Genomic DNA, 26,878 nt, shown 5'->3' with positions numbered 1-26,878 from the left:
AAAAACCCCTAGCACCGCCCATGATCTGTGATCAATACTGATTGATCGCGTGATCTGTATAGCCTCCAGAATAGCTTTCATGGTAGAATTCGCGCAATTTTTGACATTCAGTAAGTAACAACGCAATGACACTTGATGATATTCGTATCGTATTAGTTAACACATCTCATTCTGGTAATATTGGCTCAGCAGCACGTGCTATGAAAACGATGGGCTTATCAAACCTTTATCTTGTTGACCCTGCATGTGAAATTGATAGTCATGCCAGTGCGCTTGCTGCAGGTGCAACCGATGTTTTAGGCAAAGCCGTGGTTGTTGATACCCTTGCTGATGCGATTGCTGATTGTAGTTTAACGATTGGCACCAGTGCTCGTTCGCGCACCTTGTCTTGGCCGATGGTTGAGCCACGTGAATGTGGTGAAAAATTAGTGGCAGAAGCGGCGAATGGCCCGGTTGCACTCGTGTTTGGTCGTGAAAATAGCGGTTTAACCAATGAAGAGTTACAACAGTGTAACTATCATGTGTGCATTCCTGCAAACCCAGAATACAGCTCATTAAACCTTGCTATGGCAGTACAAACTCTGTGCTATGAAACACGTATGGCGTATTTAAACACCCAGCCAAAACAGCAAGAACAAGACGACGTTACTTACCCTAACGCAAAACAAACTGAGTTGTTCTATGAGCATTTAGAGCAAACATTAAACGACACCGGGTTTATCATCAAACAGCACCCAGGTATGGTGATGACTAAATTACGTCGTTTGTTTAATCGTGCGCGCCCAGAAGAAGCCGAAATGAATATCTTACGCGGCATTCTGACTTCAATTAATAAGTCTATAAAATAATCACAGGTTATAAGCATAATACTTGACTAAATTACTCAGGTAATTACAATAGACATAGTACTTGACCAATTTAGTCGGGTATTCGGTTTTATCAATGGCAAGTATCAATTTTTATCACGTGATAATACTTGACTATTTTGGTCTGGTAATTAAAATTTGCACACCTTAGCGTGCAGTAACATCGGGGGCTCCATGAAGTTAACATCAAAAGGCAGATACGCAGTAACCGCCATGTTGGATGTTGCACTCCATACAAATGTGGGTGCAGTGCCCCTTGCCGATATTTCTGAGCGACAAGAAATTTCGTTGTCTTACCTCGAACAATTATTCGCCCGTTTACGTAAAAATGGCCTTGTGACTTCTGTGCGTGGCCCAGGTGGTGGATATTTATTAGGACGTGGCGCGAATGAAATTTCTGTTGGCGATGTTATCAATGCCGTTGATGAGTCTGTTGATGCAACTCGCTGCCATGGTGCAACGGGTGGCTGCCAAAGTGGCATGCGCTGTTTGACTCATACATTGTGGTCAGATTTAAGCGCGCGTATCGAAGATTTTTTAAATAGTATTACCCTTGCTGAATTGGTAGAAAAATCAGATGTGAAAGAAGTCGCATCGCGCCAAGATAACAGCATCAACACTGCAATTAAGCAACTGGAAAACATTCAAGTAAGCTGTCAACTGTAGCTTGACGAAAGCGGAGAGAGAAATGAAGTTACCGATTTATTTAGATTACGCAGCAACCACGCCTGTTGATGAACGTGTGGCAAAAGAAATGATGCAATGCCTGACTATGGACGGTAATTTTGGTAATCCTGCATCACGCTCACACCGTTTTGGTTGGCAAGCAGAAGAAGCGGTTGATCAAGCGCGTACAGACATTGCTGATCTGATTAACGCTGATCCACGTGAAATTGTTTTCACTTCAGGTGCTACAGAATCAAATAACCTCGCCATTAAAGGTGCTGCACAGTTCTATAAAAAGAAAGGCAAGCACGTCATCACGGTTAAAACAGAGCACAAAGCAGTGCTTGATACATGTCGTGAATTAGAGCGTCAAGGTTTTGAAGTAACCTACATGGACGTTGAAGAAAACGGTTTACTTGACCTTAAAAAGCTTGAAGCCGCTATGCGTGACGACACGGTACTTGTTAGTGTCATGCACGTTAACAACGAGCTAGGTGTTATCCAAGATATCGCGACAATCGGCGAAATGTGCCGTGAGCGCAAAATTATGTTCCACGTTGATGCGGCACAAAGTGCAGGTAAAGTACTTATCGACGTGCAACAGTTAAAAGTTGATTTTATGTCGTTCTCTGGCCACAAAGTATATGGCCCGAAAGGTGTTGGCGCATTGTATGTTCGTCGTAAGCCACGTGCTCGTTTAGAAGCACAAATGCACGGTGGTGGTCATGAGCGTGGCATGCGTTCAGGCACACTGGCTACTCACCAATTAGTGGGTATGGGTGCGGCATTTAGAATCGCAAAAGAAGATTTCGAAAAAGACCATGCACATATCAGCGCACTTCGTAAGCGTTTGGTTGATGGCATTATGGCTGATATGGACGAAGTTTACTTTAATGGTGAACCAAGTCAGTCAGTTCCGGGTATTGTAAACATCAGCTTCAACTTTGTTGAAGGTGAGTCGTTATTAATGGCTGTTAAAGACATTGCTGTTTCATCAGGTTCAGCCTGTACCTCAGCAAGCTTAGAGCCTTCTTATGTACTACGTGCGTTAGGCCGTAACGACGAATTAGCTCACAGCTCAATTCGTTTCAGCATTGGCCGCTTTACGACTGAAGAAGAGATTGATTATACCGTCGAACTAATCAAAAACTCGATTGGCCGTTTACGTGAGATGTCTCCTTTATGGGAAATGCATCAAGAAGGTATTGATTTAGATTCAGTTGAGTGGGCGCATCACTAATCAGTGATCGCCGCCGCTAGCAGGTAGTGAGGATAGTATTATGGCTTATAGTGATAAAGTAATCGATCATGTTGAAAATCCACGTAACGTGGGTTCTTTAGACAAAAATGATCCATCTGTTGCAACAGGTATGGTGGGTGCACCTGCGTGTGGTGACGTAATGAAATTGCAAATTAAAGTATCACCAGAAGGTGTTATTGAAGATGCAAAATTTAAAACATATGGTTGTGGTAGCGCAATCGCCTCTTCTTCACTTGTAACAGAGTGGGTGAAAGGTAAAACATTAGACGAAGCTTCAACAATCAAAAACACTGATATCAGTGCAGAGCTTGAATTACCACCAGTGAAAATTCACTGTTCAATTTTAGCAGAAGACGCGATTCAAGCAGCGATTGCTGATTACAAAAGCAAACAAGCGAAGTAAGAGATAAATTCATGGCAGTGACATTGACAGATGCGGCAGCAAACCGCGTAGAATCATTTTTAGCAAATCGCGGTAAAGGCATTGGCCTTCGCGTAGGCATTAAAACGACGGGCTGTTCAGGTCTTGCTTATGTTCTTGAATTTGTTGATGAGTTAGCAGATGGCGACGAAGTTTTTGAATGTCGCGGTGTGAAAGTAATCGTTGATGCAAAAAGCTTAGTGTACATAGACGGCACTGAACTTGATTACACTAAAGAAGGTTTGAACGAAGGGTTTAAGTTTAACAACCCAAATCAGGCCGATGAGTGTGGTTGCGGCGAAAGCTTTACCGTTTAAGCTAGCACGTTTTCCTTGCTTGAAGCCCTACCTGTGTAGGGCTTTGTTCTTTTTCTGTTTACCGAGTTGGATTATGTAATGCGTTACTTTGAGTTATTTGCGATTCCAGTAGACTATAACATTGATTTAGCGACTATTAATAAACACTACCTCGAGCTGCAACGTGCAGTTCATCCAGATCGTCATGCCAGTGCTAGTAGCCGCGACAAACTACTTGCTGTGCAAAACGCGGCTGAAATCAATGATGCATTACAAACGTTAAAGCACCCGGTAAAGCGTGCTGAATACATGCTTAGTGAGTTGGGCGTTGATATTCGTGCTGAACAACAAACATTACAAGATCCGCTATTCTTAATGCAGCAAATGGAGCTTCGAGAAGAGCTCGAAGAGCTTGAAAATGCCGCAGATCCTGATGCAGCAATTGCCCAGTTTGAAACGCAAATTAAACAGTTAGACACGCAATACAGCAACGAACTGGCTGATCAGCTAGCAAGCAATGATGAACAGCAATGGCAGGCAGCGGCGGATAATATTCGTAAGTTAAAGTTTGTTTATAAGCTACGCGAAGAACTTGAGCGAATTGAAGACAGTTTATTTGATGATTAATCGTTAGTTGTAACTTAACAGCTATTTAAGAGTTTAAAAGAGCATTATGGCATTATTGCAAATTGCTGAGCCGGGGCAAAGCGCGGCACCACATGAGCACAAATTGGCAGTGGGTATTGACCTAGGTACAACAAATTCACTTGTTGCGACTGTCCAAAGTGGCGAAGCTCGCACACTAACAGACCTTGCAGGTAATGCAATGCTGCCGTCGGTTGTTCAGTACCAAGCAGACAGCATATTAGTGGGTGAACAAGCGGCTGCAGCGGCTACACAAGACCCAGCAAATACACTCATTTCAGTGAAGCGCTTCTTAGGCAAAACACAAACCGAAATTGAGCAAAGTTACGGTCAATTACCGTATCAGTTTTGTGAACATAATGGCTCACTTGCCATTAGCACTGTTGCTGGCCCAATCAGCCCGGTGTCTGCTTCAAGTGAAATATTAAAAACCTTAAAACAACGTGCTGAAGAAAGCTTTGCCGGCCAAGATATTATGGGCGCCGTGATCACTGTGCCAGCGTACTTTGATGATGCACAGCGTCAAAGCACTAAAGACGCGGCTGAACTTGCGGGTATTAATGTTTTACGCTTACTCAACGAGCCAACAGCGGCGGCAGTTGCCTATGGCCTAGACTCAGGTCAAGAAGGCATTATTGCTGTTTATGACTTGGGCGGCGGTACTTTCGATATCTCTATTTTACGCCTGCATCAAGGGGTATTCGAAGTCATGGCGACGGGCGGTGATTCGAGCCTAGGTGGTGACGATTTCGACTCATTACTGGTTGACTACTTTAAGCAGCAAACGGGTGTTAACGAGTTATCGGCATCGGTTTTACGTTTATTCATCAATAAAGCAAAAGCCTGTAAAGAAGCATTAAGCCAATACCAAACAGTGAACGTTGGCTTAGAGTTTGATGGCCAAAGCTACACAGTTGAAGTAACGCGCGAAACCTTTGATGAATTGGCGCTAGGACTTGTAAAGAAAACGCTTCGCTCGTGCCGACGTGCGGTTAAAGATGCCGGTATCGAAAACCAAGAAGTACTGCAAGTTGTTATGGTGGGTGGATCTACCCGCATGCCGATTGTACGCTCTCAAGTTGCGGCATTTTTTGATAAAGAACCACTGACCTCAATTGACCCCGACCGCGTTGTGGCCCTTGGTGCTGCACTGCAAGCAGATGTGTTAGTGGGTAATAAGCCTGATTCAGACATGTTATTGCTCGATGTATTACCACTTTCGCTTGGTCTAGAAACCATGGGTGGCTTGGTCGAGAAAATCATTCCACGTAACACCACAATTCCGGTGGCGCGTGCACAAGAGTTCACCACCTTTAAAGATGGTCAAACGGCGATGTCATTACACGTGTTGCAAGGTGAGCGTGAATTAGTAGATGATTGTCGATCGCTGGCTAAATTTAGCTTAAAGGGCATTCCAGCTATGGCGGCAGGTGCTGCGCATATTCGTGTTACTTTTAAAGTTGATGCAGATGGTCTATTGAGCGTATCAGCAATGGAAAAATCAACCGGTGTGCAAGCTGAAATACAGGTAAAACCTTCATTTGGCTTATCGGATGACCAAGTTGCTAATATGCTGAAAGAGTCGATGACAAATGCCAAAGACGACATGGAAGCACGAATGCTCAAAGAGCAGCAAGTTGAAGCATTACGTGTTGTTGAAGCACTTGAAGCCTCACTCGCAACCGATAGCCAATTGCTTGATGAACAAGAATTAAGTGTATTAAAAGCAGAAATTGCTAAACTTATTGCGGTACGCGAAAGTGCCACAACACCGGCAGAAATTAAAGCAGCGATTGAAGCTGTAGATAATGCAAGTAGCGAGTTTGCTGCGCGTAGAATGGACGCATCAATTAAAAAAGCGCTGCAAGGGCAGTCAGTAGACGAAGTTTAACGAGGTAAGGTATGCCACAAATTATTTTTCTTCCACACGAAGAGTTATGCCCAGAAGGCGCAGCAATTGAAGCACCTGCAGGCGAAACTGTATTAGATGTTGCGCTTAAAAATGGCATTAGCATCCCACATGCCTGTGAAAAATCATGCGCGTGTACGACATGTCATTTAATTATTCGCGAAGGGTTTGACTCTTTAGACGAAAGTGATGAGCTAGAAGACGACATGTTAGATAAAGCATGGGGACTTGAACCAGAGTCACGTCTTGGTTGCCAAGCAATCATTAAAGATGAAGATCTTGTGGTTGAAATTCCAAAGTATAATCTCAATATCGTTAATGAAGAGCATTAATTCTTAACGGCTTTGAATACCTAAAAACCGCTGTAGTTGCTTGGTCTCTACAGCGGTTTTTTGTTTTTTAGCTGTCAGATAGTAGATTTCAGATGATAGTCGTCAGATTTCTGATTTCTAGTGTCTTTAACTTGGAGGTTCTATGTCTGATTTGGTTTTTTCTGATTCATTTATCGACGGTGACTTTTATTCTACAAGCCAGCGTTTTAGTGTCGATAACCCCGCAACCGCAGAGGCTATTACCCATGTCTCTAATATTGATAAAGCCGGGGTTGAACTGGCTATAAAAAGTGCCGACGAAGCCTTTAGCAAACTAAAGCAAACAACGGCGACTGAGCGCAGTGAAACGTTGCGACGTTGGTACGACTTAGTCATTGAGCATAAACAACAACTTGCTGAGTTAATGACCAAAGAGCAAGGTAAACCTTTAAAAGAAGCATTGGGTGAAGTGGAGTACGGCGCCGGGTTTATTAAATGGTTTAGCGAAGAAGCCAAACGCAGTTACGGCGATAGTATTCCTGCGACGGATAGTCAGCATCGTTTATCAACAATAAAACAGCCCGTGGGTGTGGTAGCAGGTATTACACCGTGGAACTTCCCGATTGCCATGATCACGCGTAAAGTTGCTCCCGCATATGCGGCAGGCTGTAGCTTTGTTATTAAACCTTCTGAGCATACGCCATTGTGTGCAATTGCACTTGCATATCTCGCTGATAAAGCCGGTTTCGTGAAAGGTGCCTTAAATGTGGTGGTATCTGAAAACGCAAAAATGGTCGGCGAAATCATGACAGAGTCTGAGCGCGTACGTAAATTTACTTTCACAGGTTCAACTGGGGTCGGTAAGCAATTACTCGCTCAGTGTGCTTCTACAATTAAGAACACATCGATGGAGCTCGGTGGTAATGCTCCCTTTATTATTTTTGAAAATGCCAATTTAGATGACGCCGTTACAGGGCTCATGGGCGCGAAGTTTAGAAACGCAGGGCAAACCTGTGTCGCCGCAAACCGTATTTTTGTAGAGCGCTCAGTGCTTGAAACCGTGCTTGAAAAACTCACTGACAAAGTAGCAGAGTTAAAAGTAGGCAATGGCCTTGATGAAGGGGTGGATATTGGCCCATTAATTTACCCAAAAGCAAAAGAGAAGGTACAAAGCTTAGTCGAAGATGCGGTGAACAAAGGGGCTTCTTTAATTGGCGATAATAAGGAGCTTGAGGGCAGTTTTCAAGCGCCACTCATTTTGACTGATGTCACCCCAGAGATGGATATTTACCATGATGAAGTGTTTGGTCCTGTAATCAGCATTATTGCCTTTGATAACGAGCAAGAAGTACTGAAACTTGCCAATGATGTGCCTTATGGCTTAGCTGCTTATTTTTACAGTGACAACATCAAGCAGATTTATCGCGTAAGTGAAGCACTTGAATACGGCATGATAGGCATTAACGAAGGGCTTATCTCAAACCCAGTTGCCCCATTTGGTGGTGTGAAACAGTCGGGCCTGGGTCGTGAAGGTGGTCATCAAGGCTTAGATGAGTATCTAGAAGAGAAGTATCTTTGTATGAAGATTTAAAAGCCGCTTTAACCTCTGCGCGCGAAATCAATTTAACGCCTACAACAAACCGTAGGCGTTATGTTTGCATGGCGCATTTAGGCAGCAACATCTCTTTTAAAATTCGCGGCTAAAGCCCCTCCTACAAAAAGCAACTCATACAAAAGATGCACACGATACACGTAGGAGGCGTTTTAACGCCGAAAAAGCAAACCTATTCAGCGGTATTAAACAGCCTTCTCAGTATAACTGTATTAGCTCGTATCTCGTTTTTCGTCACTCGTTGCTTACAACCTCTTCGCGCGAAATAAATTTCACGCCTACATTAAACCGTAGGCGTTATGCTTACATGGCGCGTTTGCGCAGCAACACCTTTATAAGATTCACGGCTAAAGCCACTCCTACAAGTGACATACATCACACACGTAGGAGGCGTTTTAACGCCGAAAAAGCAAACCTGTTCAGTGGTATTAAACAACCTTCTCGATTTAGCTGTATTAGCTCGCACCTCGCTTCTCGAAGCTTATAACCCTTTCACGGCTAAAGCCCCTCTTACAAAAGATGCACACGATACACGTAGGAGGCGTTTTAACGCCGAAAAGCAAACCTTTTCAGCGGCATTAAACAACCATCTCGATTTAGCTGTACTAGCTCGTATCTCGCTTTTCGATGCTCGTTGCTTATAACCCTTTCACGGCTAAAGCCACTCATACAAAAGATGCACACGATACACGTAGGAGGCGTTTTAACGCCGAAAAGCAAACCTATTAACTGGCATTAAACAGCCATCTCGATTTAGCTCGCACCTCGTAACTTACAACCTCTTCGCGCGAAATAAATTTAACGCCTACAACAAACCGTAGGCGTTATGCTTGCATGGCGTGTTTGCGCAGCAACATCTCTTTTATAAAACCACGGCTAAAGCCCCTCCTACAAAAGATGCACATCACACACGTAGGAGGCGTTTTAACGCCGAAAAAGCAAACCTGTTCAGTGGTATTAAACAACCTTCTCGATTTAGCTGTATTAGCTCGCATCTCGCACCTCGCTTCTCGAAGCTTATAACCCTTTCACGGCTAAAGCCACTCATACAAAAGATGCACACGATACACGTAGGAGGCGTTTTAACGCCGAAAAGCAAACCTATTAACTGGCATTAAGCACCCCTCTCGGTTTAGCTCGCACCTCGCAACTCGTATCTCGAAGCTTATTTATCTCGCATCTCGCACCTCGTTGCTTACAACCTCTTCGCGCGAAATAAATTTCACGCCTACAACAAACCGTAGGCGTTATGCTTGCATGGCGCGTTTGCGCAGCAACATCTATTTAATAAAATTAGCGTTAAAACGCTTCCTACGATGAAGCTACCCGCTTATTTTTAATAAAATGATAGCGCTGTCATTTTAGTTTTTATATGATAGGTATGAATAATAAACAAAAATGACAAATATTACGGAATAAATACCGTAAACTCAGGGCTTAAACGAGGAGAAAGTAATGGATTTTAAGAGGTCAATACTCGCCGCGATACTGGTAGCATCACCTGTAGTCGCACATGCGACACTGACGCAATCACAGGTTAATCACTTTGCTAAAGACACTGAATTACTATTTTCGGTAGAAGATAATTTCCGTAATAAAGACGCGGGGTTCTTAGGTCAAATTACGCTTAATAATCGCTCTGACGTGGCTTTGCCTGCGGGTGAAAGTGATTGGCAGCTTTATATTCATTCTGTTCGTAAAATTTCGACCGAACATGTCGCAGGCTTAAATATTGAACATGTTAATGGTGACTTACACCGTATAGTGCCAACGAGCAGCTTTAAAGGGTTAGCAGCGGGTGAAAGCCTAGAACTGCCTTTTGATGCACAAGTATGGGTTGTTGCTTACAGCGATTTTATGCCGCGTGCATTTTTTGTTTCAGGAAAAAATAAGCCAGCGGTATTTGCAAACACAGATACCGAAGACTTTAAACAATTTGTAATGCCGTTTACGCGCGATAACCAATTATACCGCTATAACGAGCCGAAAGATTTATCTGTGCTTGCAACGCCTAAAGTACGCTTTGAAAGAAACAATGCCGATAACGTTGCTGTAAGTAAAGAAGAAGCACTAAAACGCATTATTCCAAAACCACGCAAAGTTGACTTTAACCGGGGTACAACAACTATCAATAATGATTGGCAAATTAGTTATCAAGGTCAGCTCAAGCACGAAGTAATGGTGTTTATGCAAGACTTACAAGATGACTATGGTATTAGCCTTAAAGCGCAGCCTGACCATATTAACCTTGGTAAAGAGAAACTTATTCGTCTTAAAGTCGACCCTGCACTGAATGCCGGTAAAGCTGAAAGCTACACCCTCGAAATTGATGATGAAGTCATTAACATCGTCGGCAGTGATAATGCTGGTGTGTTTTATGCGATGCAAAGTGTGCTTAATTTGATGCCAGCAGCAACCCAAGGCTCAGCAAGCTTACCTCAGCTTGAATTAGAAGACTCACCTCGCTATGGCTGGCGTGGTATGCATTACGATAATGGCCGTAACTTTCACGGTAAAGAAGCCATGTTTAAGCTCGTTGAGCAAATGGCGCGCTATAAAATGAATAAGCTACATTGGCATTTTTCTGAAGATGAAGGCTGGCGACTCGAAATACCTGGCCTACCGGAGCTTACCGAGGTAGGTGGATACCGTTGTTTTGATTTAGAAGAGCGCACCTGTTTATTAACGCAGCTAGGTACGGGACCATTTAAAACAGGTTCGGGCAATGGTTACTTAAAACGCGAAGAATTTGTTGAACTGTTAAAATACGCAAAAGATCGCCATATTCAGATCATCCCTGAAGTAGAGGGACCCGGGCATGCGCGTGCATCAATAAAAGCGATGGAGGCACGTTATCATAATATGCTCGAACAAGCCGAAAAAGCAGCTAAAAACAATATAAAAACTGGCTCGGCCAAGCAAGAAATACAACAAGTGGATATGGGTCCTGCAACACAGTATCTACTGACCGATCCGAAAGACACCTCAGTGTATATGACGGTACAAAATTACAAAGATAATTCGATGAATGTCTGTATGGATTCAACCTATGCATTTTTAGATAAAGTAACGTATGAATTACAACAAATGTACCGCGAAGCGGGCGTACAGCTGAAAAACCTACACATTGGTGGTGATGAAGTGGGGGCTGGTTCATGGATTGGCTCACCTGTTTGTCAGGCGTTATTTGCCGAGCCGAGTAATGGCGTGTCGGGCCCCGCTGATCTTAAACCATATTTCACGCAACGCGTCGCGACACTATTAGAAAAGCGCGGTATTTCCCCGGGAATTTGGGAAGATGGCATTATGTATGACCGTGAGAATTCATTTAAACGTGATGAATTCCCAAATAAAACCTTTACGGTTAATACATGGGATAATATTTGGGAGTGGGGCGTTGCAGACAGAGCATATCGGTTAGCAAATGCCGGCTACCAAGTGGTGTTATCACATGGTACGCACTTATATTTCGATCATCCCTATGAAGCCAGCCCAGAAGAGCGTGGTTATTATTGGGCAACCCGTTACACCGATACTAAAAAAACCTTTAACTACATGCCAGACGATGTATACGCGAATGCAGACTATACCCGTACTCGCGAGCCAATTGTTAATTTAGAAGCCTTGGTTGGTCGCCCGTTACCTAAGCTTGAGAAACCTGAAAATATTCTGGGTATGCAAGGTCAGGTGTGGTCTGAAACTATCCGCACAGAAGATCAGGTGTTAGCGATGATTTTTCCGCGTATTTTGTCAGTTGCAGAACGTGCGTGGCACAAAGCAGAGTGGGAAGGCGAAAATGTCGATACCAAAAAGCAAGCGAAAGACTGGGCTGAATTCTCAAGCGCTGTGGGTTTAAAAGAGCTCGAAAAGCTGGCGCAAGATGGTATCAATTTGCATTTACCTGTGCCGGGAGCTGTTATTGAAAATGGGACGTTAAAAGCCAACACAGCGTTTAACTATTTAAGCATTGAATACAGTCTAGATAATGGAAAAAATTGGCAGCTTTATGCTGATCCGATCAGTGTTGAAAATGATGCAAATGTAGCCTTGCGTAGCCGTTTAAATTCGCAGAAAACAAGCCGAATAACCTATGTAAATTAATAGATTACAAGCAAAATAAAAGGGCCTTTGGCCCTTTTTTATTATCTTGCTTTTAACTAAAGGCATCGTATTATGACTACAATTTGATGTCAGTTTAATGGCAGCGCTGTCATTTTTGTTGCGTTAGTGTTATAAATATTTCATCAAACGTATTTATAATCATCTTGAACAAATGGCGTTGATAAATTGAGTCAATGCTATGAATGGGAATTACCATGTCAGAAACGAATAAACAAAGCAGCCTAATACCTATGGCTATCGTTGCCACGCTGTTTTTTATCTTAGGCTTTGCTACTTGGTTAAATGGCTCTTTAATGCCTTTCCTGCAGCAAGTTTTGCAGCTTTCGCCGTTTCAGGCGTCGTTGATTATTTTCTCGTTTTATATCGCGGTAACATTCACTGCGATTCCATCAGCGATGATTATTCGTAAAGTGGGTTACAAAAATGGTATGGCCCTTGGCATGGCAACCATGATGGTTGCAGGGTTGTTATTTATTCCTGCTGCAAAAACACAAGTGTTTGCACTGTTTTTATTTGCGCAACTCGTTATGGGCGCGGGTCAAACATTACTACAAACAGCGGTGAACCCGTATGTGGTAAGAATTGGTCCCGAGGAATCAGCCGCAGCCCGAGTAAGTGTTATGGGTATTTTAAATAAAGGTGCAGGGGTTGTAGCCCCGATTGTGTTTACCGCACTCATATTGAGTGATTTTAAAGGGTTTGTTGGTAAAGAGCTCAGCCAAGCTGACATCGATGCTATGGCCAATGGCTTAATATTACCGTATTTAGGGATGGCACTTTTTATTGGTATACTTGGCTTCGCAGTGACTAAAATGCCGTTACCTGAACTAATTGATGATGCTGATGAACAGCAGCCTGGGCAAGTTAAAAAAGCATTGGCGCATCCGAGCCTTGCGTTAGGGATTGTAGCGTTGTTTGTGTATGTGGCTGTCGAGGTAATTGCTGGTGACACCATTGGTAGCTTTGCTCTGTCATTGGGTGTCGAGCAATACAGTGTGATGACATCGTACACCATGGGTTGTATGGTACTTGGTTACTTTTTAGGTATCTTATTGATTCCACGAGTGTTGTCTCAGCAGGCAGCACTGACTATTTCAGCGCTGTTAGGCTGTGTGTTAACGCTTGCGATAGTAACTGGCAGTAATGAATCGGTCGTTATTTCTACATTGCTTGGCCTAAAATCGGTACTTCCTGATACCTTATTGCTGATTGCTGTGCTAGGCTTTGCCAATGCAATTGTTTGGCCAGCAGTTTGGCCGCTAGCGCTTTCGGGCTTAGGTAAGCTTACCAGTGTGGGATCGGGCTTGCTTGTTATGGGTATTGCCGGCGGTGCATTTGGTCCGTTATTTTGGGGCTTGGCAAGTGGCGGCGTTAAAAGTGCCGAGGCGCAACAAATGGCTTATATTGTGATGTTGCCTTGTTATTTATTCATACTTTTCTATGCTGTGAAAGGGCATAAAATGAAAAGTTGGAAGTAATTAAAAAGCGTGAGGTAAAGACGAGTAAATCGTCGGCCTTGCACTGATGTAAAGCATTTCTAGTAAATAGAAATAATCCCGTGTGTAATGCCACCGAAAGGTGGCATTTTTTTGTCTTATTTAAACCGTAGGCGTTATGCTTGCATCGCGCGTTTGCGCAGCAACTTACCTTTAAAAATTCACGGCTAAAGCCCTTCCTACAAAAGATGCACACGACACTCGTGGGGGGCGTTTTAACGCCGAAAAGCAAACAGTCATCTCGGTTTAGCTCGCACCTCGCTGCTCGTACTTCGTAGCTTTAAACCCTTTCACGGCTAAAGCCCTTCCTACAAAAGATACACACGACATACTTAGGAGACGTTTTAACGCCGAAAAAGCAAACCTTTTAACTGGCCTTAAACAACCATCTCGGTTTAGTTCGCACCTCGCACTTCGCAACTCGTTGCTTACAACCTATTCGCGCGAAATAAATTTCACGCCTACATTAAACCGTAGGCGTTATGCTTGCATGGCGCGTTTGCGCAGCAACTTTTTAAATAGCTTTGAGGTTAAAAAATAAGCAAGGTGAAATGTATAAGATGCGCTGAATAAAAACAGAGAGTTAAAAAACAAAGGCTAAAAATTGAAATAAAATAATGCTAGGGTAACTAGGCTAAGAATAAATCTATAAAGGAACAACAAAAGAAATACAAAAGGGGGGGGGGAGTGGGGCGACTGATGGGGCTTGAACCCACGACAACCGGAATCACAATCCGGGGGCTCTACCAACTGAGCTACAGCCGCCACTGAGATACACCATGTTTGGTGTGGCGCGCATATTACATAATTAACGTGGGCTTGTGAACCCCTAAATATAAAAAAAGATAAAAAAGTTGAAAGAGTAAGAAATTTCAGAAACTTAACACTGGTCAGCTGGCGTTCAGTTTCGGGGGCTAGACTCTCGCTTTTGCAATTAAGCAATCACTCATTGATTAATCTGCATGTTATTTAATGATTTTTTAACCAAAGATCATATATAATTTCAACAGCGTTACGCTAAAAATGAACTTCAGGAGAGAACATGGATACAATAATGAACTGGATCAATGAGAATTCAGATTTAATAATACATTACGCCGTTCAGGCTGTTCTGGCGCTAATTATCTTCTTTATTGGTAGCCGCATCGCCAAATTCTGCGAAGGGTTAACTGAAAAAGCATTTGATAAGAAAAAAGTAGATAAAGCGGTAGGTTCATTTGTAGCGAGCATTGTTTATGCAATCGTTTTTGCTGCAACAATCTTAATGGCTCTATCTCAACTAGGTATCGAGACAACATCATTCATTGCTATCTTAGGTGCTGCGGGCTTAGCTGTTGGTTTAGCACTTCAGGGTTCATTATCTAACTTTGCTTCTGGCGTATTAATTATTTTACTTCGTCCGTTCAAATCAGGTGACTATGTTGAAGCTGGCGGTAAAGCGGGTACGGTTAAGAAAATTGAAATTTTCTCTACAGAAATGCGCACACCAGACAACAAAGTAATTGTAATGCCTAACTCAAAAATCATGGGCGATGCAATTGTTAACTATTCACGTGAGTCTACACGTCGTATCGACTTAGTAATTGGTGTTGGTTACGACGCTGATCTTAAAGAAGCAAAAGCAGTGCTTAAGTCAGTACTAGACAAAGAAACACGTTTATTAAAAGATCCTGCATACACAGTAGCTGTATCTGAACTTGCCGATTCAAGCGTAAACTTTGTGGTTCGTCCATGGGTTAACTCTGCTGACTATTGGCCAACATATTTCGACTTAATGGAAAACATTAAGATTGCACTTGATGATGCAAACATCACTATTCCATTCCCGCAAATGGACGTTCATTTGCACAAAGAAGACTAAATTGTCTAATTAAAAGTAGTAAAGGTTATTTTTTAATGAAATTAAAAGCTTTATCAATTCTAGTTGCAGCATCTGCTGCAACTAGCGCATTCGCAGCCGATGAAACGAAAACGTGGGACGTTACGAGTGAGTTAGGTGCCATCATAACCAGCGGTAATACAGAAACAACCACTCTAAAAGGTGGCATAAAGGTATTACATAACCTTGAGAGCTGGAATAACGAATATAAGCTTGATGGTCTTTATAAAGAAGACGAGATCGAAAATGATGCCGGTGTTAAAGAAACACAACGTACTAACGAAAAGTACTCTTTTTCTGCACAGGGTAACTACAAGCTAAACGAAAAGCACTCACACCTATTCATTTACGGTTCGCACGTATCTGATTACTTTGGTGCTTACCGTAATGAGACCGTAGTTTCAGCGGGTTATGGTTTACGACTAATCGACCGTTCTGATATGTGGTTAAATGCAGAAGTGGGTCCAGGTTATAAATACTTCCAATACCCAGATACAAGCACAGAAGTTGACGAAAACGGTAACTCACTTGCGGGTGAACGCGAAGGTGAAGTAATTGCGTTAGGTAAACTTGACTACAATTGGCAAATTTCAGACAGTGCGCGTTTCACTCAGCTCGTTTCTGTGGAATACGGTGATACCAACACCAAAACACGTTCTGAATCAGCCATTCTTGCCAAAATTAATGGTTCACTGCAAATGAAAGTGGCGTACAACATTACTCACAACTCTGATGTCGCTGACGACAAAGAAAATACAGATACTGAAACGTCATTAACGTTGGTTTACAGTTTTTAACTAAATAAACCGGAATATTGATGTTTTTATGACAGAAAGGGACGAAAGTCCCTTTTTTATTTTTTGTCATTTCAGGTAGAATAGACAATCTTTTTGACTGTAGAACTATGGAAATCCCTACTTGTGATGTTATTTAAAAGACTCTTTATTACTTTTTTGCTATTAACTTCTGCATCAGTATTGGCATTTACCCCTACAGCAGCTCAAATTGAGCAATTTAAAAAGCTTCCTAAAGCTCAGCAAGAAGCGCTTGCTAAGCAATATGGTGTCGATTTATCCACCATAACAGGCAAAACCTCTAATAAAGAATCTGTTGAACAAGAGTCAACAATTCAACCTCGCTTTGAAAAAGAACAAGAAGAACTCACAGACGATGAACGTTTTGCGCCGAAAGTCGATGAAGTAAAACCTTTTGGTTATGAGCTATTTGCTGGTGAGCCAACCACATTTATGCCCAGCGAAAATGCCGCAGTCCCAGATACTTATCTAATTGGCCGTGGTGATGAGCTTACTATTAACTTTTATGGTAAAGAAAGTGAAAGCTACGATGTGATGGTTGATCGTGAAGGCCGTATAAGTATCCCAAATCTTAGCCCAGTCCAAGTTGCAGGGCTTACATTTGCAGAAGTAAAAGAGCTCATTAAAGCCAAAGTTGAACAGGAAGTTATTGGCATTAAAGCGTTTGTATCGGTCGGTAAACTTCGTAGTATTCGTATTTTAGTGTTAGGTGAAGCTTATAAACCGGGTAGTTACAGTGTGTCATCACTGACTACAGTATCGCATGCTTTGTTTGTGAGCGGCGGGGTGTCAGAAATAGCCTCATTACGAAACATACAAGTTAAACGTGCCGGTAAAGTTGTTGCAAATTTTGACTTGTACGATCTGCTTATTAAGGGTGATAGCAGTAACGATATTATATTAAAGCCAGGTGATGTTGTTTTTATCCCGCCTGTTGGTTCGCAAGTTGCTGTTGAGGGACTTGTAAAACGTCCAGCAATTTTTGAGTTAAAAAAAGGCGAAACGGCAGAGCAGCTTTTAAAAATGGCTGGCGGTTTAAAGCCACAAGCATATGCTAAAAAAGCGTTGGTTGAGCGCTTTAACAATCACAACATGAAAGAAGTATTATCTGTTGACTTTAGCTCAGATAGAATTAGCTATATTCCGCGTGATGGTGACCGTATTCGTTTTAACCCTATCAGTTTACAGTATCAAAATAGTGTTAGCTTAATTGGTGCTGTTGCGCGTCCTGGTCATTACCAATGGCATCAAGGTAAACGCATTTCAGATATTTTCACTTCAGTGCGTGGCGACTTACTGCCACAGGCCGATCTTGGTTATGGCTTACTGGTACGTGAAATAAACGTTGCTGGTGATATTGAGGTTTTTCAATTTGATATTGCCCAAGCTATCGTGAAAGCTCAAGGTCATGATTTAGAGTTAAAAGCAAACGATAAACTGTTTGTTTTTAGCCGTTATCAAGAAAAAGAAGCTGAAGAAATAGCACTTGCAAATATGGCGTTAAGCGAAGAGCAACAGCAACAGCAATTTAAAGTGAAGCAATGGCACGAATATCAGAACAAAGAGTTTGAACGCTATATTGGTGTTTTAAAAGAAGAAGACCCTTTCAAACTTGAAGAAGAAAAAGTACTCACCATCGCAGAAATATCGAAGCGTAAAGCGAAAGAAGAAGAGCAGGAATTAGAACCTGAAGATTACGCAGTCTTTAGTCGCTATAACTTATTAAAACCAATCATAGCAAAGCTTAAACAGCAAGCCTCTGTTACTGCAGCAATGCAACTTGTTGAAATTAATGGTCATGTTACGTACCCAGGCGTTTACCCGTTAACGGTTGGCAGCGAAGTAAATGAACTTATTGCAGCAGCCGGAGGCTTACTTGAGTCAGCTTATACAGAACAAGCTGAAATCACTCGGATTGTTGCGGGTGATGCGTCAAAAGTTGAACACATCAAGTTTGACCTACATGCAGCTATGCTAGGTGAAAAAGCTGAAAATAAAATATTGCGTAGTAAAGATAGTATTAATATTTTCTCTATTCCTAATTGGCAAGAAAACGTAAAAGTTGAGCTAAAAGGTGAAGTTAAGTTTCCTGGTGTATACACCATTCGACGTGGAGAAACCCTTACTAACCTGCTTGAAAGAGCTGGGGGTTTTTCTGACTTTGCAGAACCCGATGCAGCTATCTTTACTCGTGAGTCAATACGAAAACAAGAACAACAACAGTTAGCAAAACTATCAGAAGACTTACGTCGAGACATTGCCACAAAAAGCTTTGAAAAATCCGTAAGTAGTAACACCCTTTCTTATGAAGAAATGAACAAGTTACTTATTGATTTGGCAAATGTTGAAGCTGTAGGACGTTTAGTTATTGACCTTCCACTGATTGCAGATAACAAACAAAAACTAGTTTTACAAAATGGCGACACGCTTTATGTCCCAAGCAAACGTGACTCAATAAGCGTTATTGGAGAAGTAAACTACGCGACTTCTCACTTGTTTAAACCCGGTATTGACGTTGAAGATTACATCAGCCTCAGTGGTGGTTTAAAAGAGCGTGCCGCTGATGATCGAATCTATATCATTAAAGCAAATGGTTCAGTAAAAATTCCAAATAGCGGCAGCTGGTTTGCAGTTAATGATTCACAGCTCTTAGAAGCGGGCGACACTATCGTTGTACCAATGAATGCTGATTACATGGATAACTTAACCTTGTGGAGCACTGCAACGCAGATTGTTTATCAGCTTGGTGTAGCCGTAGCAGCGATTAGTAGTATTTAAATTAAGCTCTTGTGCAGTTTGATATTTCACTGAAAGAAAAACATTAGGTAGCAATAGTGTGACAGAAAAAAAATTGAGCCCACGAGATGATGAGTATCTCAATATTAGTGAGTTTGTACTTATTATTTGGCAAGGTCGGTTGAAAGTATTGATAATAACAATCTTGTTTGCATTATCAGGAGTGCTAATTTCACTCCTATTACCAAATGTATATAAGTCATATGCAGTTTTAGCTCCTGCAGCTGATAATGATACAGCAAGTGGGTTATCAGCTTTAACAGGCCAATTTAGTGGTCTCGCTAGTTTTGCAGGTATTAACCTTAATGCCAATAAAGGCGGCGATAAGGTACAATTAGCTATTGAGATTATTAAGTCGAGGCAGTTTGCTAGTGAGTTTATTAATTCACATGAGCTTTTAGCTGATTTAATGGCAGCAGAGTCTTGGGATAGTGCCAGCAATAAAGTTTTATACAATGAGGATCTATACGATAAAGATACTCAAAAGTGGGTTCGTAAGGTTGAGTGGCCATTAAAAGCAAAACCATCAATGCAAGAAGCTTACAAAGAGTATACAAAAATTGTGTCTATAAATGTGTCAGAAGAAACAGGAATGATCACTCTTTCTGTAGAGCATTACTCCCCATATGTTGCTGAAAAGTGGGTTAGATGGCTAGTGCAAGATATCAATAAAAAAATGAAACAACGAGATCTTAGTAGCTCTGTTAAAAATATTGAATACCTTAAGCAACAGATCGAGCAAACGAATGTAGCTGACATGCGGGCGATCCTTTATAAACTCATTGAAGAGCAGAGTAAGACTATAATGTTTTCTGAAGTTAGAGATGAATATGTATTCAGGACTATTGATCCCGCTGTAATACCAGAAGAAAAGTTTAAGCCAAAAAGAGCATTGATCTGTATTTTTATGACTTTAATTGGCGGTGTAGTGGGAGTCGCACTCGTTTTCTTGAACTACATTCTTAGAAGAGGTAACTCAGTTTCCCCTAGACACTTTGAGGTTAAGTAATGTTATTTAACTATCCATACTTAACCAAATCACTTTAGAGAGAACAAAATGTTAAATAACAAAACAGTATTAATCACGGGTGGCACGGGTTCATTCGGTAAGAAATTTATAGAGACAATTTTAGCGCGTTACCCTGACGTGAAAAAGATTATTGTTTTTTCTCGTGACGAATTGAAGCAATCAGAGCTTCGTATGAGCTACCCGCCACAACAGTTTCCCCAGTTACGCTTTTTTATTGGTGATGTACGTGATAAAGAGCGTGTAAAGCAAGCGTGTGAAGGTGTTGACGTGATTATTCATGCTGCTGCAATTAAGCAAGTAGATACAGCAGAATATAACCCAACAGAATGTATTCGTACTAATGTAGATGGCGCAGAGAATGTGATTCATGCGGCACTAGAATGCGGCGTTAAAGACGTTGTTGCATTGTCAACAGACAAAGCATGTGCCCCAATTAACTTATACGGAGCAACAAAACTTGCATCTGATAAGTTATTTGCAGCGGCGAACAATATTAAAGGCTCAAAAGACATTAAATTTAGCGTTGTTCGTTATGGTAATGTTATGGGTTCACGTGGCTCGGTTATTCCATTTTTCTTGAATAAGCGTCAAGACGGTATTCTACCTATTACGCACGAAGAAATGACACGTTTTAATATTTCCCTTCAAGATGGCGTAGATTTGGTTATGTTTGCGATTGGCCATCATTTAGGTGGTGAAATCTTTATTCCTAAAATTCCTTCATACAAAATTTTAGATGTTGCTACAGCCGTGGCTCCAGAGTGTAAGACTGAAGTTGTTGGTATTCGCCCTGGTGAAAAGTTACATGAAGAAATGCTCACTGAAACCGACTCAATTAATACCATTGATTTAGGTGACAAGTACGCGATTCTACCGTCAGTTTCTTACATGTACACTGAAGCGCAATTTCTTGAGCACCATAAAGCGAAGAAAGTTCCTTTTGGTTTCAAATACAACTCAGGTACAAACACCGAGTGGGAAACCGTTGAAAGTTTACGCCACTTAGTCAAAGAGCACGTTGATCCTACGTTTGAAGTATAAGAGAACGCATAAATGATACCGTACGGAAAGCAATCTATCACAGCAGAAGATATCAACGCTGTTGTTGAGGTATTGAAGTCAGACTTTTTAACTCAAGGGCCACAAGTGCCTGCATTTGAAAAGTCGTTAATGGATGCCACTGGTGCACATTACGCATTAGCAGTTAATAGTGCCACCTCAGCATTGCATATTGCCTGTTTAGCCTTGGAGCTAGGGCAGGGGGATGTTCTTTGGACAACACCCGTCACATTTGTTGCATCAGCTAATTGTGGCCTTTATTGTGGTGCGACGGTTGATTTTGTCGATATTGATCCACAAACGTACAACCTATGTCCTACTGCATTAGAGGCGAAGTTACAACGCGCTAAAGTTTCGGGAACGTTACCAAAGGTGTTAGTGGCTGTTCACCTGTGTGGTCAACCTTGTGATATGAAAGCTATCCATGCGCTATCACGCGAGTATGGTTTTAAAGTAATAGAAGATGCGTCGCATGCGATTGGTGGTCGTTACCAGTCACAACCGATTGGTGCGTGTGAATACAGTGATATAACCGTCTTTAGTTTTCACCCTGTTAAAATTGTCACGACGGCAGAAGGGGGCGCAGCACTCACAAATGATAAAGCGCTGGCCGATAAAATGGCACTGTATAGAAGTCATGGTATCACTCGAGATGAAGCCTTGATGGAAAATCCATCACACGGCGGCTGGTACTATGAGCAAGTTGACCTAGGTTTTAACTACCGTATGACAGAGTTACAGGCGGCACTAGGAGTGTCGCAAATGTCACGCTTAGAGTCGTTTGTCGCTGCTCGCCATCAGTTAGCTAATCGTTACAATGAAAAGCTTGCACATTTACCGATTACTTTGCCGTATCAGTTGCCTGAGACGTATTCTGGCTTGCATTTATATGTAATTCGTTTGAATTTAAGCGCCATCACCAAATCACACAAACAGGTATTTGATGAGCTAAGAGCGGCGGGTATCGGAGTCAATTTGCACTATATTCCGGTGCACTTGCAGCCGTATTATCAGCGAATGGGTTTTAACGTAGGTGACTATCCAGAAGCTGAGCGTTATTACGCAGAAGCGATTTCTATCCCGATGTTTCACGGGATGACCCATGAACAGCAAGATGACGTTGTGAAGCAATTAACAGCTGTTTTGAGTGAATAGTCGTGAATATAGCAATCATTCCAGCTCGGGGTGGCAGTAAACGCATTCCGCGAAAAAACATCAAACTGTTTCATGGTAAGCCAATGATAGCCTATTCGATAGAAGCGGCTATCAAAAGCGGGTGTTTTGACAAGGTGATAGTGTCAACAGATGATGCTGAAATTGCCGATGTTGCACAGCAGTTTGGCGCACAGGTGCCGTTTATGCGACCAGCAGATATTGCGGATGATTACGCAACGACTTTGGATGTTATGAAACATGCGCTTGAATGGCTTGAGGCACAGGGTGATGCTATTGATAATGTCTGTTGTCTTTATGCAACCGCGCCGTTTGTTTTGCCAAGTAACCTAAAACAAGGGTATGAAGCATTGCAATCGGGTGAGTTGGATTATGCATTTAGTGCAACGAGTTATGCATTTCCTATTCAGCGAGCGCTAAAACTGAATGCCGAAGGCACGGTTGAAATGTTTCAACCGGAGCACTTTAATACCCGTTCGCAAGATTTAATTGAAGCATACCATGATGCGGGCCAATTTTATTGGGGCACAGCGGACGCATTTAAAGCTAAACGGCCTATATTTGGGGTTAAGTCAAAAGCTGTACTTTTGCCACGAAAGCAAGTGCAAGACATTGATACGCCAGAGGATTGGGATTTAGCTGAAGCGTTATTTCAGGTTATCAAATGCTAAAAATTGCTTTTCGGGTTGACGCATCCACTCACATTGGTAGTGGTCATGTTATGCGCTGTTTGGTTTTGGCGGATGCGCTGTCAATCCATGGCCACCAAGTTGTTTTTTTGACTCGTCCACAAGCCGGTGACTTAATATCATTTATTAAGCAGCGCGGTCACAATGTTTGCCCACTTTCAGCGCTAGCGTGCCCAGTCGAACCTGTTAGTACAGATGACTATCAAGCCTGGCTTCAAGTCCCAGAGCTTGATGATGCAGCAGAGTGTGCTGATTTAATTAAATCGACGGACTTAGTCATTGTTGACCATTATGGTATTGGTGCTTTATGGCACAAGCGAGTAAAAGAAACGCATGATTGTAAAGTGGTTGTAATTGATGACTTAGTGAGAGCGCATGACGCTGAATTAATTATCGATCAAACATTACAACGACACGCAGCGGAGTATAACCGAAAAAATGCCAATGCATTGGTACTTGCAGGAACGCAATACGCACTAATTGCGCCTGTTTTTGCGACATATCACCAACAGTGCCAAGTAGAAAAACAGCCGCCTTTGCGACAGCCGCCTCGTATCCTTCTTTCGATGGGAGGCATTGATGCACCAAACGCGACACTTCGAGCTCTGCAGGCTTTACAGCAGCTTGACACAAAGCCACTTGTCACCGTTTTATTAAGCCCCCGCGCGCCAAATTATGAAAGTGTAAAGGCATTTTCGTTACAACATCCACATTGGGTAACGCATATTGACTTTGTAAGTGATATGGCAGCATTAATGGCCGAGCATTCACTTGCAATAGGCGCACCGGGAAGTACCTCGTGGGAGCGAGCATGTGTTGGGCTACCAAGCATTATTATTGCCCTGGCTGAAAATCAGCAAACAATTAGCCGTAATTTGGCATTGGTAGGTGCTGCAAAACAAGTAGACCTATCTCGAATACAGACAGATTTAGTGCCAACGTATCATGAATTACTCAGTCAGTATGAAGAGATACGGAGAATTAATTTACAGCTGTGTGATGGACAGGGAGTACAGCGAGTGGTGAAAGCCATTAACCGACTGAGTGAGTTTAGGTTAAAGTTACGGCCCGCTATCACCTCAGATATTGAACAAGTTTACGAGTGGCAGTGTAAGCCAGAAACACGAAAATATGCATTAAATAAAGCGGTGCCGAGTTTTTCAGAGCATCAAGCATGGATGACAAAGAAGCTCGCAGCAAACAACGACTATTTTTATATTATTGAACTTGTTGACGAAAATAACAAAGAAACGGCACCTGTGGGTGTGGTTCGCCTTGATAATAGCGCGCAAGGTCAATACACGATTTCAATTTTTATTGACGCTGATTATTTTGGCAAGGGCATAGGAAAATATGCCTTACAGCAAATAGATAACTTACACCCTGATGTGATAATAAATGCCACGGTATTAAAAGAAAACGCGGCATCACAAGCGCTTTTTAGTAGCGCAGGGTATCAGAGAGTCAATTCAGAGCAATTTACTCGACCAGTTGTGGAGTGAGGAATAATGACAAAATTTATTACGATAGATAACAGAAAGATAGGCCCAGATTACGCACCGTATATTATTGCGGAAATGTCAGCAAACCATAATGGCAACATAGAAAACGCTTATAAAATAATGGAAATGGCAAAAGAATGTGGCGCAGATGCAATTAAGCTGCAAACTTACCGTCCCGATACAATCACGATGAAAAGTGATAACCCTGAGTTTTTAATTAAAGGCGGGTTATGGGATGGCAAAATGCTTTATGACCTATATGAAGAGGCGCACATGCCATGGGAGTGGCATAAACCTTTATTTGAGAAAGCGAAAGAGCTTGGCATTACAATTTTTAGTTCGCCATTTGATTTTACGGCAGTGGATATGTTGGAAGAGCTTGGTGCGCCAGCTTATAAGATAGCTTCGTTCGAAGCCATTGATTTACCCTTAATCGAGTATGTGGCGAAAACGGGTAAGCCGATGATAATTTCGACGGGTATGGCAAACGAAGAAGAAATACGCGAAGCAGTCGAAACAGCGAGAAACGCAGGGTGTAAAGAGTTGGTTGTTTTACACTGTGTGAGCGGTTACCCAGCGCCAGCAGAAGACTACAATTTAGCAACGGTTGCAGATATGGCAACGCGTTTTGATGTGCTAACGGGGCTGTCTGACCACACAATAGATAATACAACAGCTATTACGTCGGTCGCGTTGGGTGCATGTTTAATCGAAAAGCACGTTACGCTAGACAGAAATGGTGGCGGACCGGATGATAGTTTTTCGTTAGAGAAGCCAGAGTTAGAGCAGTTATGCAGAGATAGTAAAATAGCATGGCAGGCGCTAGGAAAAGTAAATTATGAGCGAAAAGAGAGCGAGAAAGGGAATGCAATCTTTAGGCGTTCATTGTATGTAGTAAAGGATGTTGCAGAAGGTGACGTGTTTACACATGAGAATGTAAAGAGTATTAGGCCAGGCTATGGCTTAGCACCAAAGTATTTACATGATGTAATAGGCAAGCAAGCAAAGTCTTCTATTAAGTCTGGTACAGCTCTTACAAATAGACTGGTTGATCTTTAAATTTGAAAGCTTTGAACCAATTTATAAAATTAATTAGCAATAAAGAGGTAGTGATAAATATAGCATTACGCTTGAGTGTGCTTGTAAGTAAGTTTTTCTTTATTTTTCTTGCTGCGAAATACCTATCCCTATCAGATATGGGGGAGTATGGTATTTTTATTGCTTCTGTAACTTATTCAATATATTTGATCGGTTTTGACTTTTATACTTTTTCGAATCGAGCTTTTATACAAAGTGAAAGTGAGCAAGCTTTAATCGCGTCTAAGCAGTTAAGTTTTAATTTATTATCGTTATCACTTGTAATAATTCCTTTTTTACTGCTTTTCTTTTTAGATGTGTTCTCAGTAGATATTTTGCTTATATTTTGCATGGTTGTAATTAGCGAATATCTGGGGCAAGAAATAGGTAGATTACTTATTGCATCAGGAAGAGTCATTGCAGCAAGTTGGACGTTGTTTATTCGAAGTGCTCTTTGGTCATATATTGTTGTGTTCTTAATGGTATTTAACCCAGATTATATTTCTCTAAAAGTCATTCTAGGCTTTTGGCTGCTCTCTAGTTGGTTAGCACTTTTTATAGGTGTATATTATTTAAGAGATATATTTTCTCTTGCACCATTTAAGTTCAATATCGATTCAAAGTGGATTATTCGAGGGATAAATATATCTATAATTCTATTTTTTGGCACTTTGCTAGCTAGGGCTGTCTTTACTGGTGATAGACTGATACTGGAGCTTTTAGGCCATAAAGAGTTAGTTGGAATATATGCTGTGTATGTTGGGTTATGCAATGTTTTTATGACATTTGCTGATTCTGCTGTATTTCAATTTAGTTACCCAAAGCAAATAAATAATTTTAAAAATAAAAATATGCACGCAATCTTAAATCAAATGAAGAAAGATGCAGTTGCAATAGTGTTTGTTTATATATTGATCATCTCCGGTTACTATGTTTTGTTAGAGTTTTTGTTTAGCTATATAGGTAAGCAAGAGTACCTGAATTACATAAACTACTTTTGGGGATTGCTTATTGCGTATTTTTTCATTGTTATTTCATATATACCCCATTATGTAATTTATGCTGCAAATGAAGACAGAAAGATACTAAAAACCCATTTTTTTCAATTTTTAGTTTTTTTCGTTAGTGTTTTTTGGCTTTACGTAGCAACAGATATTAATGTGTTCATGAATATTGTATTGGCTATGCTTTTATCATCAGTGATTACATTCCTGAGTAAAGCTTTCTATTGTTACCAAGTGTTGAAATAAAGA

21 protein-coding genes and 1 tRNA gene are annotated in these 26,878 nt (G+C 41.7%); 21 read left to right on the top strand and 1 reads right to left on the bottom strand.

Translation table 11 applies throughout. The features are described 5' to 3' along the window. Positions 1-125: 125 nt before the first annotated feature. The 11 genes from trmJ to nagP all read left to right on the top strand — a co-directional run bounded on the left by trmJ (position 126) and on the right by nagP (position 13,587). Positions 126-848 (top strand): tRNA (cytosine(32)/uridine(32)-2'-O)-methyltransferase TrmJ, encoded by a 723-nt coding sequence (trmJ, locus tag IT970_RS14450; RefSeq protein ID WP_074989227.1) that lies wholly within the window; start codon positions 126-128, stop codon positions 846-848. Positions 849-1,040: 192 nt separating this feature from the next. Further along, positions 1,041-1,532 (top strand): Fe-S cluster assembly transcriptional regulator IscR, encoded by a 492-nt coding sequence (gene iscR / locus IT970_RS14445; protein WP_036973294.1) that lies wholly within the window; start codon positions 1,041-1,043, stop codon positions 1,530-1,532. Between the two features lie 22 nt (positions 1,533-1,554). Beyond that, positions 1,555-2,772 (top strand): IscS subfamily cysteine desulfurase, encoded by a 1,218-nt coding sequence (locus IT970_RS14440; RefSeq protein WP_036973293.1) that lies wholly within the window; start codon positions 1,555-1,557, stop codon positions 2,770-2,772. A gap of 40 nt (positions 2,773-2,812) precedes the next feature. After that, the gene (gene iscU, locus IT970_RS14435; RefSeq protein ID WP_036973292.1) at positions 2,813-3,196 is read left to right on the top strand and encodes a Fe-S cluster assembly scaffold IscU; all 384 of its coding nucleotides are present in this window, start codon (positions 2,813-2,815) and stop codon (positions 3,194-3,196) included. A gap of 11 nt (positions 3,197-3,207) precedes the next feature. After that, the gene (gene iscA, locus IT970_RS14430) at positions 3,208-3,531 is read left to right on the top strand and encodes an iron-sulfur cluster assembly protein IscA (RefSeq protein WP_036973291.1); all 324 of its coding nucleotides are present in this window, start codon (positions 3,208-3,210) and stop codon (positions 3,529-3,531) included. Positions 3,532-3,609: 78 nt separating this feature from the next. After that, positions 3,610-4,137 (top strand): co-chaperone HscB, encoded by a 528-nt coding sequence (gene hscB, locus IT970_RS14425; protein ID WP_075593902.1) that lies wholly within the window; start codon positions 3,610-3,612, stop codon positions 4,135-4,137. A 46-nt stretch (positions 4,138-4,183) separates the two neighbouring features. Next, positions 4,184-6,046, top strand: coding sequence for a Fe-S protein assembly chaperone HscA (gene hscA / locus IT970_RS14420; RefSeq protein ID WP_196857453.1), 1,863 nt, complete (start codon positions 4,184-4,186; stop codon positions 6,044-6,046). An 11-nt stretch (positions 6,047-6,057) separates the two neighbouring features. Continuing rightward, positions 6,058-6,396: an ISC system 2Fe-2S type ferredoxin gene (gene fdx, locus IT970_RS14415; RefSeq protein WP_036973288.1), complete on the top strand. Its 339-nt coding sequence runs from the start codon at positions 6,058-6,060 to the stop codon at positions 6,394-6,396. 142 nt (positions 6,397-6,538) lie between these two features. Further along, complete coding sequence (locus IT970_RS14410; protein WP_036973287.1) at positions 6,539-7,966, top strand: NAD-dependent succinate-semialdehyde dehydrogenase; 1,428 nt, start codon at positions 6,539-6,541, stop codon at positions 7,964-7,966. Between the two features lie 1,476 nt (positions 7,967-9,442). Next, positions 9,443-12,088: a family 20 glycosylhydrolase gene (locus IT970_RS14405; RefSeq protein WP_036973286.1), complete on the top strand. Its 2,646-nt coding sequence runs from the start codon at positions 9,443-9,445 to the stop codon at positions 12,086-12,088. A 215-nt stretch (positions 12,089-12,303) separates the two neighbouring features. Next, entirely contained in the window at positions 12,304-13,587 is a 1,284-nt protein-coding gene (nagP, locus tag IT970_RS14400) for an N-acetylglucosamine MFS transporter NagP (protein WP_409076797.1), read from the top strand. Between the two features lie 706 nt (positions 13,588-14,293). On the opposite strand, the gene IT970_RS14395 is transcribed toward nagP, so the two are convergent. Then, a tRNA-His gene (locus IT970_RS14395) sits at positions 14,294-14,370 on the bottom strand. Between the two features lie 277 nt (positions 14,371-14,647). Between IT970_RS14395 and IT970_RS14390 the strand changes: the two genes are divergently transcribed. From IT970_RS14390 to IT970_RS14345, 10 genes are all read left to right on the top strand, one after another. Next, on the top strand, positions 14,648-15,466 hold the full coding sequence (locus IT970_RS14390; RefSeq protein ID WP_036973285.1) for a mechanosensitive ion channel family protein: 819 nt from the start codon (positions 14,648-14,650) through the stop codon (positions 15,464-15,466). Positions 15,467-15,501: 35 nt separating this feature from the next. Beyond that, entirely contained in the window at positions 15,502-16,281 is a 780-nt protein-coding gene (locus IT970_RS14385; protein ID WP_036973284.1) for a DUF481 domain-containing protein, read from the top strand. A gap of 126 nt (positions 16,282-16,407) precedes the next feature. Further along, entirely contained in the window at positions 16,408-19,077 is a 2,670-nt protein-coding gene (locus IT970_RS14380) for an SLBB domain-containing protein (protein ID WP_196857803.1), read from the top strand. Positions 19,078-19,135: 58 nt separating this feature from the next. Continuing rightward, positions 19,136-20,104, top strand: a complete 969-nt coding sequence (locus tag IT970_RS14375; RefSeq protein ID WP_075593906.1) for a Wzz/FepE/Etk N-terminal domain-containing protein — start codon at positions 19,136-19,138, stop codon at positions 20,102-20,104. 48 nt (positions 20,105-20,152) lie between these two features. Beyond that, entirely contained in the window at positions 20,153-21,166 is a 1,014-nt protein-coding gene (pseB, locus tag IT970_RS14370) for a UDP-N-acetylglucosamine 4,6-dehydratase (inverting) (protein ID WP_075593907.1), read from the top strand. A gap of 12 nt (positions 21,167-21,178) precedes the next feature. Further along, the gene (gene pseC / locus IT970_RS14365) at positions 21,179-22,339 is read left to right on the top strand and encodes a UDP-4-amino-4,6-dideoxy-N-acetyl-beta-L-altrosamine transaminase (RefSeq protein WP_075593908.1); all 1,161 of its coding nucleotides are present in this window, start codon (positions 21,179-21,181) and stop codon (positions 22,337-22,339) included. 2 nt (positions 22,340-22,341) lie between these two features. Continuing rightward, on the top strand, positions 22,342-23,028 hold the full coding sequence (pseF, locus tag IT970_RS14360) for a pseudaminic acid cytidylyltransferase (protein WP_182395683.1): 687 nt from the start codon (positions 22,342-22,344) through the stop codon (positions 23,026-23,028). Then, a complete protein-coding gene (gene pseG / locus IT970_RS14355; RefSeq protein ID WP_196857452.1) occupies positions 23,022-24,548 on the top strand; it encodes a UDP-2,4-diacetamido-2,4,6-trideoxy-beta-L-altropyranose hydrolase in 1,527 nt (508 codons plus the stop codon). Before pseF ends, pseG begins: the two co-directional genes overlap by 7 nt. Before the next feature lie 6 nt (positions 24,549-24,554). Further along, positions 24,555-25,607: a pseudaminic acid synthase gene (gene pseI, locus IT970_RS14350; RefSeq protein ID WP_075593911.1), complete on the top strand. Its 1,053-nt coding sequence runs from the start codon at positions 24,555-24,557 to the stop codon at positions 25,605-25,607. A gap of 50 nt (positions 25,608-25,657) precedes the next feature. Beyond that, the gene (locus IT970_RS14345) at positions 25,658-26,875 is read left to right on the top strand and encodes a lipopolysaccharide biosynthesis protein (RefSeq protein WP_196857451.1); all 1,218 of its coding nucleotides are present in this window, start codon (positions 25,658-25,660) and stop codon (positions 26,873-26,875) included. Positions 26,876-26,878: the final 3 nt, after the last annotated feature.

This window comes from Pseudoalteromonas sp. A41-2 (assembly GCF_015767615.1).
GTDB classification, from domain to species: domain Bacteria; phylum Pseudomonadota; class Gammaproteobacteria; order Enterobacterales; family Alteromonadaceae; genus Pseudoalteromonas; species Pseudoalteromonas lipolytica.
The sequence above is the reverse complement of the archived record's forward strand: the minus strand, read 5'-3'. Positions and strand labels throughout refer to the sequence as shown.

What these genes read in the sequence shown, in the direction of transcription:
- trmJ (WP_074989227.1), top strand. Translation starts at nt 126, where the DNA reads ATGACACTTGATGATATTCGTATCGTATTAGTTAACACATCTCATTCT.
- iscR (WP_036973294.1), top strand. Translation starts at nt 1,041, where the DNA reads ATGAAGTTAACATCAAAAGGCAGATACGCAGTAACCGCCATGTTGGAT.
- IT970_RS14440 (WP_036973293.1), top strand. Translation starts at nt 1,555, where the DNA reads ATGAAGTTACCGATTTATTTAGATTACGCAGCAACCACGCCTGTTGAT.
- iscU (WP_036973292.1), top strand. Translation starts at nt 2,813, where the DNA reads ATGGCTTATAGTGATAAAGTAATCGATCATGTTGAAAATCCACGTAAC.
- iscA (WP_036973291.1), top strand. Translation starts at nt 3,208, where the DNA reads ATGGCAGTGACATTGACAGATGCGGCAGCAAACCGCGTAGAATCATTT.
- hscB (WP_075593902.1), top strand. Translation starts at nt 3,610, where the DNA reads ATGCGTTACTTTGAGTTATTTGCGATTCCAGTAGACTATAACATTGAT.
- hscA (WP_196857453.1), top strand. Translation starts at nt 4,184, where the DNA reads ATGGCATTATTGCAAATTGCTGAGCCGGGGCAAAGCGCGGCACCACAT.
- fdx (WP_036973288.1), top strand. Translation starts at nt 6,058, where the DNA reads ATGCCACAAATTATTTTTCTTCCACACGAAGAGTTATGCCCAGAAGGC.
- IT970_RS14410 (WP_036973287.1), top strand. Translation starts at nt 6,539, where the DNA reads ATGTCTGATTTGGTTTTTTCTGATTCATTTATCGACGGTGACTTTTAT.
- IT970_RS14405 (WP_036973286.1), top strand. Translation starts at nt 9,443, where the DNA reads ATGGATTTTAAGAGGTCAATACTCGCCGCGATACTGGTAGCATCACCT.
- nagP (WP_409076797.1), top strand. Translation starts at nt 12,304, where the DNA reads ATGTCAGAAACGAATAAACAAAGCAGCCTAATACCTATGGCTATCGTT.
- IT970_RS14390 (WP_036973285.1), top strand. Translation starts at nt 14,648, where the DNA reads ATGGATACAATAATGAACTGGATCAATGAGAATTCAGATTTAATAATA.
- IT970_RS14385 (WP_036973284.1), top strand. Translation starts at nt 15,502, where the DNA reads ATGAAATTAAAAGCTTTATCAATTCTAGTTGCAGCATCTGCTGCAACT.
- IT970_RS14380 (WP_196857803.1), top strand. Translation starts at nt 16,408, where the DNA reads ATGTTATTTAAAAGACTCTTTATTACTTTTTTGCTATTAACTTCTGCA.
- pseB (WP_075593907.1), top strand. Translation starts at nt 20,153, where the DNA reads ATGTTAAATAACAAAACAGTATTAATCACGGGTGGCACGGGTTCATTC.
- pseC (WP_075593908.1), top strand. Translation starts at nt 21,179, where the DNA reads ATGATACCGTACGGAAAGCAATCTATCACAGCAGAAGATATCAACGCT.
- pseG (WP_196857452.1), top strand. Translation starts at nt 23,022, where the DNA reads ATGCTAAAAATTGCTTTTCGGGTTGACGCATCCACTCACATTGGTAGT.
- pseI (WP_075593911.1), top strand. Translation starts at nt 24,555, where the DNA reads ATGACAAAATTTATTACGATAGATAACAGAAAGATAGGCCCAGATTAC.